At 40.1% G+C, this 14,037-nt stretch carries 11 protein-coding genes; 4 read left to right on the top strand and 7 right to left on the bottom strand.

The window, feature by feature from the left end:
* Both PTUN_RS13960 and hrpB read left to right on the top strand, forming a co-directional pair.
* A complete protein-coding gene (locus PTUN_RS13960) occupies positions 1-1,233 on the top strand; it encodes an ammonium transporter (RefSeq protein ID WP_009837581.1) in 1,233 nt (410 codons plus the stop codon).
* A 156-nt stretch (positions 1,234-1,389) separates the two neighbouring features.
* Positions 1,390-3,813 (top strand): ATP-dependent helicase HrpB, encoded by a 2,424-nt coding sequence (gene hrpB, locus PTUN_RS13955; protein WP_040643744.1) that lies wholly within the window; start codon positions 1,390-1,392, stop codon positions 3,811-3,813.
* Positions 3,814-3,815: 2 nt separating this feature from the next.
* On the opposite strand, the gene PTUN_RS13950 is transcribed toward hrpB, so the two are convergent.
* The 6 genes from PTUN_RS13950 to PTUN_RS13925 form a co-directional block, all read right to left on the bottom strand.
* The gene (locus PTUN_RS13950; protein WP_009837579.1) at positions 3,816-4,619 is read right to left on the bottom strand and encodes a class I SAM-dependent methyltransferase; all 804 of its coding nucleotides are present in this window, start codon (positions 4,617-4,619) and stop codon (positions 3,816-3,818) included.
* 241 nt (positions 4,620-4,860) lie between these two features.
* On the bottom strand, positions 4,861-6,732 hold the full coding sequence (locus PTUN_RS13945) for a M56 family metallopeptidase (protein ID WP_009837578.1): 1,872 nt from the start codon (positions 6,730-6,732) through the stop codon (positions 4,861-4,863).
* A 9-nt stretch (positions 6,733-6,741) separates the two neighbouring features.
* The gene (locus PTUN_RS13940; RefSeq protein WP_009837577.1) at positions 6,742-7,125 is read right to left on the bottom strand and encodes a BlaI/MecI/CopY family transcriptional regulator; all 384 of its coding nucleotides are present in this window, start codon (positions 7,123-7,125) and stop codon (positions 6,742-6,744) included.
* Positions 7,126-7,218: 93 nt separating this feature from the next.
* Positions 7,219-7,980 carry a LytR/AlgR family response regulator transcription factor gene (locus PTUN_RS13935; protein ID WP_009837576.1) on the bottom strand — a complete coding sequence of 254 codons (762 nt, stop codon included), beginning with the start codon at positions 7,978-7,980 and terminating at the stop codon, positions 7,219-7,221.
* A gap of 255 nt (positions 7,981-8,235) precedes the next feature.
* Positions 8,236-9,288, bottom strand: a complete 1,053-nt coding sequence (locus PTUN_RS13930) for an aldo/keto reductase (protein WP_009837575.1) — start codon at positions 9,286-9,288, stop codon at positions 8,236-8,238.
* Positions 9,285-9,731 carry an acyl-CoA thioesterase gene (locus tag PTUN_RS13925; RefSeq protein ID WP_009837574.1) on the bottom strand — a complete coding sequence of 149 codons (447 nt, stop codon included), beginning with the start codon at positions 9,729-9,731 and terminating at the stop codon, positions 9,285-9,287. The genes PTUN_RS13930 and PTUN_RS13925 overlap by 4 nt, the downstream gene beginning before the upstream one ends.
* Before the next feature lie 163 nt (positions 9,732-9,894).
* On the opposite strand from PTUN_RS13925, the gene PTUN_RS22000 reads away from it, so the two are divergent.
* Both PTUN_RS22000 and mrcB read left to right on the top strand, forming a co-directional pair.
* On the top strand, positions 9,895-10,065 hold the full coding sequence (locus PTUN_RS22000; RefSeq protein WP_162892523.1) for a hypothetical protein: 171 nt from the start codon (positions 9,895-9,897) through the stop codon (positions 10,063-10,065).
* A gap of 144 nt (positions 10,066-10,209) precedes the next feature.
* Positions 10,210-12,624, top strand: a complete 2,415-nt coding sequence (mrcB, locus tag PTUN_RS13920) for a penicillin-binding protein 1B (protein WP_119081500.1) — start codon at positions 10,210-10,212, stop codon at positions 12,622-12,624.
* 114 nt (positions 12,625-12,738) lie between these two features.
* Here the strand turns inward: mrcB and hemL are convergent, their stop codons facing one another.
* Positions 12,739-14,019, bottom strand: coding sequence for a glutamate-1-semialdehyde 2,1-aminomutase (hemL, locus tag PTUN_RS13915; RefSeq protein ID WP_009837571.1), 1,281 nt, complete (start codon positions 14,017-14,019; stop codon positions 12,739-12,741).
* Between the last annotated feature and the right edge of the window lie 18 nt (positions 14,020-14,037).

Genomic DNA, 14,037 nt, shown 5'->3' with positions numbered 1-14,037 from the left:
ATGGAAAACACGGTAATTGAATTAAAATTTGCACTCGATACGTTTTATTTTTTAGTGTCGGGAATATTAGTAATGTGGATGGCTGCCGGTTTTGCGATGCTTGAAGCTGGTTTAGTACGCTCTAAAAATACCACCGAAATTTTGACCAAAAACGTCGCTTTGTATGCCATTGCATGCACCATGTTTTTATTGGTTGGCTACAACATTATGTATGTGAATAACCCTGAAGGTGGCATTTTACCTACTTTAGGTGGTTTGATTGGTTCACAAGCAAGTGATGCCAATCATTCACTTGAGTCTGACTTTTTCTTCCAAGTTGTTTTTGTTGCAACAGCGATGTCGATTGTTTCTGGTGCTGTGGCTGAGCGCATGAAATTATGGGCTTTCTTAGCCTTTTGTGTTGTTATGACCGGTTTTATTTATCCTTTAGAAGGTTACTGGACATGGGGCGGTGGCTTTTTATCTAAACTCGGTTTTGTTGACTTTGCAGGCTCAGGCATTGTGCACATGGCCGGAGCTTCAGCGGCTTTAGCGGGTGTATTGTTATTAGGTGCTCGTAAAGGTAAATATGGTAAAAATGGGGAGATTTATCCAATTCCAGGCTCTAACTTACCGCTGGCAACTTTGGGGACTTTTATCTTGTGGATGGGTTGGTTTGGTTTTAATGGCGGGTCACAGTTATTGCTGTCTGATGCGGAAAACTCAACAGCCATCGGTAAAATTATGGTTAATACTAATGCGGCTGCGGCGGCGGGTGCAATTGCGGCCTTATTTGTTTGTAAAATCTTATGGCGTAAAGCGGATTTAACCATGGTACTCAATGGTGCACTCGCTGGATTGGTGGTGATCACTGCTGATCCCGCATCGCCATCGCCAGTACTTGCACTGTTATTAGGTGCGTTAGGTGGATCGCTTGTGGTATTTAGCATTGTATTTTTAGATAAAATGAAAATAGATGACCCTGTTGGTGCAATTTCGGTACACGGAGTATGTGGTGTGCTTGGTTTAATGTTAGTGCCGTTATCAAACACCGATGCCACGGTAGTGAAACAGTTAATTGGTACTGTTACTATTTTTAGTTTTGTGTTTATTGCTTCGTTGATTACTTGGTCTATTTTAAAAAGCGTGATGGGAATTCGAGTATCAGAAGAAGAAGAAATTAATGGTATGGATCAACATGATTGTGGTGTTGATGCCTATCCTGAGTTTGTTACTGTGCGTAGCAATATTTAAATCAGTCATAAGTGTTGTCAAAAGCCCATCGTAAGATGGGCTTTTTTTATGCAAAATATGGCTTGGAGTATTACGTTGAGATTACTCGGCACTTAGCTCGCATTGAAGTTGAATTTAGCGCTACAATATTGGCAAATTGATTGGTTGAGTTTTCTTGTGTTACCTGTTGAATCCATCTATCTCGAATTAGTAAACCGTTTAAAAACGCACAAAATTAATCTATTACAAGCACCTCCGGGGGCGGGGAAATCGACTTGGTTACCCTTACAACTGATGCGTGATAATGTATTTGGTAAAATCGTGATGCTGGAGCCTCGCAGATTGGCAGCACGTAATATTGCCAATTATCTAGCAAGTTGCCAGCAAGAGCCTTTAGGGCAAAGTATTGGTTTACGTATTCGCAATGAGCATATTTGCTCTAAAGCCACTCGCCTTGAAATCGTTACCGAAGGCGTTTTAACGCGAATGCTGCAACAAGACCCTGAATTAACAGGGATTGATTGTCTTATTTTTGACGAATTTCATGAGCGTTCATTGGCGGCTGATACGGCTTTGGCTTTTGCATTAGAAAGCCAAATGGCCTTTCGTGACGACTTGAGCATTTTGATAATGTCGGCCACCTTAGACAGCCAAAAGATTGCCGATACGTTAGGGTGTGATGTGCTGACAACTGATGGGCGGACCTTTCCAATTAGTGAGCATTATTGGCCTGTTGCTGATGAGAGCCAGTGGTTAGTTTCATTAGTCGCGTTAGTTAAACATGTCGCAGCCCATGAAGTTGGCAGTTGCTTAGTGTTTTTACCCGGTCAAAAAGAAATCAAGTATATACATCGAGCTTTAACAGATTTAGACCCTTTAATTGAAGTGCATGTTTTATTTGGTGAGCAAAATAAACAGCAACAAGAGCAAGCAATCGCGCCAATTGATGCACCCAAGCGCAAAATAGTGTTAACAACAAATGTGGCACAAACCAGTTTAACCATTGAAGGGATCACAGTTGTTATTGATAGTGGTAGGCAGCGCTTAGCTAAATTCAATTTAAAAACTGGTGTCACTGAGCTTGTTACGGCGCAAATTTCCCGCGCAGCTGCAATTCAGCGAGCAGGGCGAGCGGGTCGGCTGTCACATGGTAAAGTATTTCGTTTAGGGACTGTTGCCCAGTTTGAGCGACGAGAAAGCCACGATCAGCCCGAAATTTTAAGTTGTGATATTAGTCAGTTATTACTTGAAACAGCGCAATGGGGCGCAGAACTCAATGATTTAACCTTGCTTGATAAGCCAACTGTGGCGCAGCGGCAGCAAGCTTGGCAGCTATTGCTGATGTTAGAGGCGATTGATCAACAACATAAAATTACCGCAATGGGCCAAAAAATGTTGAGTTTTGGCACCGACCTACGTTTAGCCCACATGTTGATTAAAGCTGAGCAGCTTGATTGTGATTATGCTGGCATTCATGTTTTAGCTGTTTACTTGGTCGCCTTGTTCGAAAGTCGCAGTTATCAAGAGGTTGATTTAGCCCAAGCTTTGCATAACCGCCATAATTTGGTGCAGCCACAATTTAAGCAATTTTTAAATGCATGGTTAAGACGCTTTAAATTCCGTGCGCCGGATGAGTTACGAACTGAGTATTTAGGCATATTAGTTGCGCTTGCTTATCCAGATCGGATTGCCAAAAAACGGGGTAAAGGGTATTTACTCGCCAATGGCGCTGGGGCTGATTTATGTGATGATGCATTTTATCAAGATGAATATATTGCTATTGCACAGCTTGGTGGGGTTAAAGGAAGCCGAATATTTAGTGCAGCTCCCGTTGCTATGAGCGAACTACAAAGCGCATTACCACATTTATTTAATTGGTTAGATGTGTGTGATTTTGATGATAAGCTTAATCGCTTTATTGCTGAACAGCGTTTAATGCTCGGTGCTGTGTGTATCAATACCAAAGCGGTAGTGGGGGAAATTAATAAAACCCAACGCAGCCTTGCTTGGCAACGATTAGTCACTGAGCGTGGGATTTCTCTTTTTAATGATTACGAGGCGTGTCAGCAGTTTCTTGTGCGGTTAAGTTTAGCGGGAGAGTTATTTAGTGAGGTGTTTTCTCATTGTTCTGAATCATGGTTGATAAGTAATCAAGCAACATGGTTAGCACCTTATTTAGCCGATATTAAAAATTATGATCAACTGCAAAAGCTAAATTTACATAATGCATTAGGCTCGCTCCTTAATTGGCAGCAAATGAATCAACTCAATACCTTATTACCGTCAAAGTTGGTGGTGCCAAGCGGCTCAACCATTGGCCTAACTTATCAATTATCGGGCCCTGTAAAGTTATCGGTAAGAATGCAAGAGGTGTATGGTTGGTTAAGTAGCCCACAAATTGCCCAAGGAAAATTGGCTGTATTGCTTGAGTTGCTCTCACCTGCGGGACGTCCTTTGCAACTCACTCAAGATTTGGCTGGTTTTTGGCAAGGAAGTTACAAAGAAGTGCAAAAGGAGATGAAAGGCCGTTATCCAAAACACTTTTGGCCTGATGACCCGGCAATTAGCCCTGCAACAAACAGGGTTAAGAGCCGAATGTAAACTTAGTTTTGAAAGCTGGTGTGGTGGGCAAGTGCCCATTGCCATTGTTGGCTGAATTTGGCCATTTCTCTATGGCGTTTAGACGCCAGATGATTTGTTTTATCTATCTCACTTTGAAAGTGAGTAATTTGGCACCAACAACAGCCATTGCTGCAATTTAACGGTGCAATTAAATGCTGTTGCACCAAATGGGCATCGCTATCACTAAAAATATAACTCCAGCCTTGGGTCTCTTTTACGTGTTTATCTCGGTCAACATTTCGCACTTTGTAGCCATCAAATTGCGTGATATCAAATGGCGTTTTTCCTAAATAATTCAGTTCAGTTTGTTCAACTAATGCCGTTTCGATATTCCAATGGCTATAAGGTTTTACATCTTTTGAGGTGATAAGTGCCAGTCTTTGACCCGCGGGGTCTAAAAAGTGTTTAAAACAATTGAGTAGAAAATGACGCAGCAAGATTCGATTAAGAGTATTAACACTAATGTGCTCACATTCATTAAAAAAAAGTGCTGCGTTATTAAATGCAGGTACTAATGGAAATTGAAAAATAACTAAATCAAATTGTCCGTAGCTGATCCCTTGCCAAGTATTTGAGTTGGTGACATCAAAGTCGGTAAGTACGGTAATATTATTTTTCTCTAAAAAATCGAGTTGATTATCACTGTATTTTTCGAGCAAAGTAGTGCGGCTGTCTAAGACCGTTGCACACAATGTGTGAGGTTTATGGTGCTGCCAAAGTGCAGCTGAAAATGACAAATCACCATCACCAATAGTGAGAATTCGCCAATCAGGATTAATAATCATACGTAACTCAAAAATAAAGAATTAACCTAAATGATGGGAAAGTTATCAACCGATAAAACGGATATAAATATCAAGGATATTCTTCTTTAGCCAAATACATTCAGGAATAAAAAACGAATTGACCCGTAACTAGCGAAGTTAATTCAACGCAGTGAAGATTGAAAATAACGACATAAGATAAATTTTATATCCAAAGCCCAGGCTCGGTATCATACCTTATTTAACAATGTGAGGTTAAATGTTAAATCCGTTTAATCCGAGAGCCAATACTCGCAACATCGTCCGCGTGCTCATTTGAGAAATTAAATGTTCTGCTCAATTGCGTTGCAACAGGGACTCCGTCAACCATTTTGGGGTTGAACTTCCATTGCGCCAAGGCTTTTTCTATTGCTTTGGTAAATACTCTTCTGCCATTAGTAAAGTTAATATTGGTGACTTCACCCTGAGCATTGATCGTAAAATGAACTTCAATTGGCGATTCTTTTTTTCTGACAACCGCGAGTTTTGGAAAGCTTGGTGTAACAAAATGAATAAGCTTTGCCGACTGCTCTTTCGGAGCTAAGTTTTGTTTTTTAGTTGGCTCAAGGTTAGTTGCTTCTTTATTTTTTTGTGGTGGGGTGAGGGTCTCAGGTTCTTCAACTGAGTTAGTTAATTTAGCCAATTTTGATGCTGATACTGTTACTTCAGATGCTTTTAACTGTTTTATCGCTTGTGCTGTTTTTATGGGCGATTCTTGTAGGGTTTTAGTAATTGTTCGTTGGATAATAGGCTCTTTTAAGTCATTTTGCTCGACTGTTGCTAGGCGAGTAATAGGCTTAAGCTTGCTATCGTTTAATTTATCATCAACAACAGTTGTGGCTTTACTGTTGTCTTTTAATTCAATATTACTTGCTGAGTTATATGTTTTATTAACAACAACCGAAGCATCACTAGACAGAATAATGGGTTTTATTGATGGAGCTATTTTGTTTGCTGGGAGATTAACCTCAAGAGTCTCGTTTAATAATTGAGTCTCTAACGTTTGCTCCTTGATTGGTGCGGTTGAATTTTGTGTAACTAAGTTGGTTTCAATGTTCTGAGCAATAGCTGATTGTTCAGTATGAAACATCGCCAGTACTTTATGAGTACTTACTAAACAAACAAAAACGAAAACAATCAACAAGCCAGCTAAGCTTGTTGAGGAACCTTTGTTATTTGAAGTGCAATGATGCTGTGTAATCATTCTATTAACACGAGTTAGTAAATCACCACCGCTTGCGGCCATTGCAAGAGTGGGAATATGATGAGGCCGAAGTAATTCAGCATTAGTTAAAGTATTTGCGTACGCCAGTGGTGTTCCACAACATGCAATAGCAGCATCATCACAGCAATACTCTCTTTCTGCACGAATTTGTTTTGATAACCAAAAAACTGCGGGGTGAAAAAAGAATAAGACTTCCACCATAGTTTGAATTAAATTAACAAGGTAATCGTAACGTTTAATATGGGCTAGTTCGTGTGCGAGTAACATTTCTATTTGTTGCAAGCTTAAACCTGTACTCATTGATAAAGGTAATAAAACGATGGGTTTAAGCCAGCCAATCACCATTGGCACTTCAGCTTTTAAAGAGATAAGTAATTTTGCGCGCTTAGTTACATTTATTTTTTGTTGTAATGTATTGAATAGCAGTTGAAGTTGTTCATTTGGTAACACACTGGACTGTTTTGGTAACTGACTGGTGTAGTACAATTGAACGATAAGTTTGATACTAAAATAAATAACTCCAGCAATCCAAATCAGTGACATTATAGGGAGATAATCAAAAATATCAGTAGGATATGAGTCGCTGCCTGTTAGTATATCTTTTGTAATATCAAGTTCAGAGCTATTAAAAATTATTTCAGATTCAGGACTATAACTTAAAAATAAGGAAGTTAAACAAGGCGCGATTAAGCATATAATTAAGGCTGCTAAGCAAATCAGGTATCTTGCGTGGGCATATTGATTATTGACTATTTTTAGTAAAACAAAAACACTAAAAGTAATCGCCAAGGCTTGCCATATGAAGTGCAACAAAATGACCGAAAGTGTTTGGAAGAATGAGCTACTAATAATAAGTTCAATAATGTCCATTTATTGAGTCTACGATTGTTTTTGTTCTAGGTTATCAAGTAGTTTCCGAATGCCATTTATTTCTTCTTTACTGGCACCATCCCCAAGCGCGCGGACAACTAAGTTGTATTTAGAACCACTAAACGCTTTGTGAAGTAAGTCTTTTATAATTGAATTTTGTGTATGTACTTCAGAGTCATAAGCTTTATAAAGGTGTGCTCGCTGGCTTTCATCTCTAACGACTAATCCTTTATCATGCATAATTTGGAGCATTTTTAATACGGTAGTGTAGCCAACTGATTGAGTCTCTGTGAGCTTCTCATGCACCCGCTTCACTGATGCAGGTTGAATTTTCCAAAGAATATTGAGTAAATTCAACTCTGTTGTTGTCGGGACGGCTTTTGATTTTTGCATTTATATGGCTCAATGTATTTTTTACTCAGATACGCCACTAATATACGAGTTTTATCGTAATAAAAAAAGATGTTTGTTAATTATTTGTTTATTTTAATTTAAAATTTCAGCCATGTTTTGTTTGTAACGGCGTGATAAATTTAGATTAGCACCATTTTTTAATGTTAATAAATAGTCACCACTTTCAGTAGGCTGTACTTCTTTAATGCTACGTTTTTTGACCAGAGTTGAGCGGTGAATACGAATAAAACCATGGGATGCCATTTTTTCAAGCATGGTTGATAAGGTTTCTCGGTGTAAAATTGGTCGGGCTTCTTGGGCTAAGTGAATTTCGACATAATTCCCAGCACCACCAATCCAAATTATTTCATCCGCATCAATAATACGAATTCGGCCTGAGTCTTTGACAATAATTGATTCATTATTATTTTGTGGTTCATGAGATTTATTTAATAGCGCTTGAATTTGCTTAAAAGGATAAGCAGATTGATTTTGATGAAGTTTTTTAAATTTATCAAATAGTTTGTTGATCCGTTGCTCGGTAAAGGGTGGCAGTAAAAAATCAACGGCTCCTAAATCAAAAGCTTCAATGGCGAAACTTGCATCATCAGATAAAAAAGCAATTTTGGTATGAATTGGAATAAGACTTATTAAAATTGGAAGATCTTGCGTTTCGAATAAGGAGTGGTTAACAAGGAGTAAGTCAGCTTGAGTATTATTGCATAAATCAATTACTTCATTTGCATTATGAGTAACAACTGCAACTTCGAAATCATTGTCTTGTTTAACACATTGATTAATCGAATCAATTTTTACATTTGAACTTTCTGCAATTATTACACTGAACTTAGCCATGATCTTCTCCTTGTGCATCACTGAGTACGTTAATGGTTATTTATAGTTAATTATTTTAATACGAAATAACTCGTAGCCAATATACGATACCCTTCGTAATTTGCAACTAAAAAGGGACAGTTCACCAATATTTAACGATTATTTAAATTAACAAAAGGAATTATTTATCAAACTATTTAGGTTGTAGCGATTTAAATTATTGAATTTTTTATATTGAAAAGAATTAAGCGCCCATCACAAATAGGCGCTTAAAGTTTAAAATGCCAGCGGGTAGGTTTGTAAAATTTGGTTAATCTCAGTCAATGCTTCGTCCGTGAGTTCAATTTCAAAGGCGGCTATATTTTCATTCAATTGCGCGGGGGTTGTAGCGCCAATAATGGTTGAGGTAACCCCGTTTACTTGTTTGCACCAAGCATTAGCTAATTGTGCAGGGCTGATTTTATGTTGCGCGGCAAGGTCGCAATATGCGGCAGTGGCTAGTTCTGATTGCGCCGTGTCGCGAAACAACCCATTACGCTGAATAAGACTCCAGCGCGAGCCTTCAGGCCTTGCACCATCTAAATATTTACCACTTAGCGCTCCGCCCGCAAGGGGAGACCAAGGTAAATAAGCAATCTCTTCATAAACACATTGTTCAATTAAATACGGCCAGTCTTTACTTTGTAGTAAGTTAAATTCATTTTGAATCGAGACCATGCGCGGTAAATTATGGCTTTTAGCAAGTTTAAGATATTGGTTGATGCCCCATGGCGTTTCGTTTGATAACCCACAGTGGCGAATTTTACCTGCATCAACACAGCGCTGTAACCCTTGCAGAATATCGAGCATTTGTTCAGTTGCTCGGTGGTGATCAACGTCAGTAAAAGCAATATCATTGTGCCAGTGTTTACCAAAATGAGGTGATGGGCGGTTGGGCCAATGTAATTGAAATAAATCGATGTAATCGGTTTTTAAGCGCTGTAATGATGCGTCTACCGCTTGGCACACACTTTCACCACTGATAAGGCTGCCTTCGCGTACCCAGCTTAGACCTGGCCCTGCAATTTTAGTGGCGATAACTAATTCGTTGCGTTTTGCCTGATTACGGCTAAGCCAATTGCCAATAATGGCCTCGGTTTTACCGTAGGTTTTTGGACTTGGTGGAACGGCATACATCTCTGCGGTATCAATAAAGTTAATGCCGGCAGCTAATGCGATTGCTAACTGTTGGTCAGCATCTGTTTGATTATTTTGCAGGCCCCAAGTCATGCTGCCTAAGCATATTTCAGAAACAGATAATCCGCTTGAGCCTAATGGATTAAATTTCATATTGTTTCACCTGAGCCATTTTCGCAGTATTGCTTCAGTAAATTAATTAAGTCAGTTGAAAGTGGTGATTTTTTTCCCGTTTTAAAATTAAACATTACAACTTGGGATGATCCTAAAGTGGTTACTGCTTGTTGCGCTTGGCTAAAAACAGTGTAGTGCAGCAAAAAACGGTCTTCTTTAATCTCGCTGATACTGACACCAACAATTAAAGTATCAGGAAAAGTCACAGGTCGCTTATAGCGAGCGTTATTTTCACTGATCACCGGGCCAATTGCGCTGGTTTGTAATTCCTCAAGAAGATTAAATTGATTAAAAAAGTCGATTCTGGCTGTTTCAAAATAGCGAAAGTAAGCCACATTATTAACATGTTGTAAGGCATCCATCTCACCCCAAGCGACATTAATAAAAGTATGGATTGGGAATTGTTGTAAGAAGTGGTCCATGTTAGCGATACACTCAAATTTTTATTTAAAGCCACAGCCTAGCAAGTAGCACAGTGCTTAACAAGTCTGATAAAACAGAATGTTACAAAGCCCTGCTTGTGCAATATGCGCGCAGTACACATAATAAAATATCTGGAAAATAAGCTTGAAGATGGAATTGATTATGAAATTATTAATGAAGTGGTGCATTTTAATTGGTTTGTTAACGCTGGCATTGGTGTTTTATAGCGCGGGTTCAGTAGAAGGTGGAATAATATTTTTTGTGTTGGGAGCGCTGTTTGAAATCGCTTTTTGGTTTAAATTAATGAAGGTAAATAAACCAAGTAAGCTTTAATCATTGGTCTAATACAAAGGTTAATTGAGCCCAATAACAGAGCATTAAAAGTTACTGCGTGAAAGATAAAACCGCGTTATGCTTACGCATTATTTTGGATTGTGATGACTTACAATCCATAAAATGGGTAAAGAATTGAGAGTTATGAGCGAAAAAGACAGTCCTGCCGAAAAACCGCCTAGAAAAAGAAGCCGAAAAACAGCCGCCGATAAAAGTACAGAGTCAGCAAAAGCTGAGCAAGCCGCTAAGCCAGCTCGAAAAAAACGTACACCATCAGCAAAAAGCAAAGCTAAATCAGAATCAAATCCAGCTAAAGCAAAGCGCACATGGCCACAGATAAAAAGCCGTATGTTAGGCACGCTTTGGTCAATTATTTGGAAAGGCGGCTTAACACTGACTTTGGTGATAGCGCTGTATGTTATTTATTTGGATTCTAAAATCAGCCGCCAATTTGAAGGCAATAAATGGCAATTACCTGCGCAAGTATATGCGCGAGCAATGCAGTTTTATCCTGGGCAATATTTATCAATTGATGAGGTGATTTGGGAGTTAAAGCGACTCAATTATTCACAAGTTAATCAGCTTAGTTCGACTGGGCAATACATTGTTCAAGGTAATAAAATTACCATTCACATGCGCTCGTTTGAATTTTTTGATGGCCCAGAAGCTGATCGTGTTATCGAGCTTGGTTTTGGAGGGCAAAAACTGCGCACCATTCGAGATTTAGCACTTGGTAATTTAACGACTGCACGGCTCGAGCCAGTGCAAATAGCACGTTTAAGTAACGCAACAGGGCAAGACCGTGAGTTTGTGCCATTAGAACGCATTCCTGAAATGTTAAAGGACGCGCTACTGGTGGTTGAGGACCGTGATTTTTATCATCATCATGGGGTTTCACCTTTTTCAATTTTACGAGCTTTGTATTCTAATATTCGAGCTGGGCGCACGGTGCAAGGTGGCAGTACCTTAACGCAGCAATTAGCAAAAAACTTTTATTTAAGCCGAGAACGCTCATTTAATCGAAAATTTAATGAGGCCTTGATAGCCTTGATTTTAGATTTTCGTTATAGCAAAGATCAAATATTAGAAGCCTATCTCAACGAGGTGTATTTAGGTCAAGCCTATAACCAAGGTGTGCATGGTGTTGAATTAGCCAGTGAATTTTATTTCGCTAAACCGGTTGATGAACTGGAATATCATCAAATAGCCTTACTGGTTGGTTTAGTAAAAGGGCCATCGTATTTTAATCCTAGGCGTTATCCTGAGCGGGCAATGGAGCGACGAGATTTAGTGCTGCGATTAATGGCTGAAGATCAACTGATCAGCCCAAGAGAATATCAAATAGCCCTCAATCGTCCTCTTGGCATTGAAGACATGGAAAAAAGTGCCAAAGTGTCTCATCCCGGGTATCTTGATTTAGTCAGTCGAGAACTGAACGAACTGTTAGATTCGCAAGATATATTGGACGCTGGAGTAAGAGTGTTTACTTACTTTGATTTGCATAAACAAACGGCGATGGAAGATGCCGTTGCTGCAGGCTTACCGTTACTCGAACGCAACAAAAAAGTCAGTCAGCTCCAAGCGGCCATGGTTTCGGTGAATGTAGAATATAATGGCATATCGGCCTTAGTTGCCGGGCGAGATACGCGATTGTCAGGTTTTAATCGTGTGCTTGATAGCCAGCGTAATATCGGCTCCTTAGTAAAACCGGCGGTTTATTTAACGGCCTTATCGACACCACAGTACCATTTAGGCACGTTATTGGCCGACAAGCCGCTCAGCCTCAAAGATGAGCAAGGTAATCGTTGGCAGCCTGATAATTACGATCATCAATATCGAGGTGAAGTGCCACTCTATCAAGCTTTTAGCCAAAGTATTAATTTGCCTGCGGTTAATTTAGGGCTTGCGGTTGGGGTTGATAAAGTGGCCGGTACGTTAACTAAACTAGGTATCGAGAGCGCGATTAATCCTTACCCATCGTTATTGCTCGGGGCACTTGAATTGTCGAGTCTAGACGTTGCACAAATGTATAGCACCATTGCTAACTCGGGACGTTATCAAAAGCTCACGTCGATAGCGGCCATAACCGATGCCGTTGGTGGGGTTATTTATCAACATCACAATGCCAAAGAAACTCGCTTTGACCAAGATGCAATGTATTTAACTAAGTACGCGATGAAGCGTGTGACGTTAGAAGGTACCGCGAAAAAGCTAAAACAAGCGTTTCCAACCATTCAATTTGCAGGAAAAACAGGCACAACGAATGAACTGCGTGATAGCTGGTTTGCGGGCTTTGATCAAAATACGGTCACTGTTACTTGGCTTGGTCGAGATGATAATAAGGTCGCAGGTTTAACTGGTGGGCAAGGGGCACTTGAAGTATATATTCGTTATCTTAAAGAGCTGAACCCCGAATCAATTGCCGATCAACGTCCGGCTTCTATAAAGTGGGCGTTTGTTTCAGAGCAAACCGGCCGACAAGCACCACCAGGCTGTGGCAAAGTTGTAAATTTACCGGTGAGAGCCGCCGAGTTTTTAGCAACTCCAGCCTGTATGTAGTATTTCCAGCCGTAAGTAGCTAAAAATAGTAACAAAAAAGCCAGAATTTAGTTCTGGCTTTTTATTGGTGTGATATCAGTTGCGGTATTGTTGAAACATCAATTCAAATAACAATTAAAGTTTCGCAAAAGCACGCTTTGCTGCAGCAATCGTTTGCTCTATTTCGGCATCGCCATGTTCTGAACAGATAAAGCCAGCTTCAAACGCTGATGGCGCAAGGTATACACCTTCTTCTAGCATTAAGTGGAAAAAACGTTTGAAACGTTCAACATCACACTGTGTTGCTTGCTGATAACTGGTTACTTTGGCTGCATCGGTAAAGAAAAAGCCATACATGCCACCGGCGTAATTAGTAGTTAATGCAATACCAGCTTCAGCCGCTGCTTGTTCAAACCCTTCACATAAACGTTTGCTTTTTGCTTCTAAGTCCGCGTGTAAACCCGGTGCAGAGATGAGTTCAAGCGCAGCAAGACCTGCTGCCATGGCGATTGGATTACCCGAAAGTGTACCCGCTTGATATACCGGGCCTACAGGTGCAATGAAATCCATGATTTCTTTTTTACCACCAAACGCACCAACAGGCATACCGCCACCAATGACTTTACCTAAACAGGTTAAATCTGGAACTATGTTGTAATATTGCTGCGCGCCGCCTAGTGCAACACGAAATCCTGTCATTACTTCATCAAAAATAAGCACTGATTTGTATTGGTCACACACTGCGCGAAGACCTTCAAGGAATCCTGCAACAGGTGGTATGCAGTTCATATTACCAGCCACAGGCTCAACAATAATACAGGCGATTTCGTCAGCATATTTTTCAAAAATTGCTTTTACTTCATCCAAATTGTTAAACGATACTGTCAAAGTGTGCTTAGCAAAATCAGCTGGGATCCCCGGTGAATTTGGGACACCCATGGTTAGGGCGCCTGAACCTGCTTTTACTAGTAGTGAATCAGCATGCCCATGGTAACAACCTTCAAATTTTAGGATTTTGTCACGGCCAGTAAAACCACGCGCTAAACGAATGGCACTCATCGTTGCTTCTGTACCTGAGCTCACCATACGAACTTTTTCGATTGAAGGTACTAAGGCTTTCACTTTTTCAGCCATTAGGATTTCTGTTTCGGTTGGTGCCCCGTAGCTTAAACCGTTTTCAACGGCTGCAAGCACTGCATTTTTGATTGCAGGGTGATTGTGCCCCATGATCATCGGGCCCCAAGAGCCAACATAATCGATGTACTTATTACCATCGGCATCAAAGGTATAGGCGCCTTGCGCTTTAGTAATAAAAAGAGGTGTGCCACCGACGCCATTAAAAGCACGAACTGGTGAATTAACGCCACCAGGAATAGAGGCGAGGGCGCGTTCAAACAAATCTTGACTGATAGTCATATTTTTTTATCCTTTAAT

It is taken from the genome of Pseudoalteromonas tunicata (assembly GCF_002310815.1).
GTDB lineage: Bacteria > Pseudomonadota > Gammaproteobacteria > Enterobacterales > Alteromonadaceae > Pseudoalteromonas > Pseudoalteromonas tunicata.
The sequence above is the reverse complement of the archived record's forward strand: the minus strand, read 5'-3'. Positions and strand labels throughout refer to the sequence as shown.

Coding starts and splice junctions, on each gene's coding strand:
- PTUN_RS13960 (WP_009837581.1), top strand. CDS start 1: ATGGAAAACACGGTAATTGAATTAAAATTTGCACTCGATACGTTTTAT.
- PTUN_RS13950 (WP_009837579.1), bottom strand. CDS start 4,619: ATGATTATTAATCCTGATTGGCGAATTCTCACTATTGGTGATGGTGAT.
- PTUN_RS13945 (WP_009837578.1), bottom strand. CDS start 6,732: ATGGACATTATTGAACTTATTATTAGTAGCTCATTCTTCCAAACACTT.
- PTUN_RS13940 (WP_009837577.1), bottom strand. CDS start 7,125: ATGCAAAAATCAAAAGCCGTCCCGACAACAACAGAGTTGAATTTACTC.
- PTUN_RS13935 (WP_009837576.1), bottom strand. CDS start 7,980: ATGGCTAAGTTCAGTGTAATAATTGCAGAAAGTTCAAATGTAAAAATT.
- PTUN_RS13930 (WP_009837575.1), bottom strand. CDS start 9,288: ATGAAATTTAATCCATTAGGCTCAAGCGGATTATCTGTTTCTGAAATA.
- PTUN_RS13925 (WP_009837574.1), bottom strand. CDS start 9,731: ATGGACCACTTCTTACAACAATTCCCAATCCATACTTTTATTAATGTC.
- PTUN_RS22000 (WP_162892523.1), top strand. CDS start 9,895: ATGAAATTATTAATGAAGTGGTGCATTTTAATTGGTTTGTTAACGCTG.
- mrcB (WP_119081500.1), top strand. CDS start 10,210: ATGAGCGAAAAAGACAGTCCTGCCGAAAAACCGCCTAGAAAAAGAAGC.
- hemL (WP_009837571.1), bottom strand. CDS start 14,019: ATGACTATCAGTCAAGATTTGTTTGAACGCGCCCTCGCCTCTATTCCT.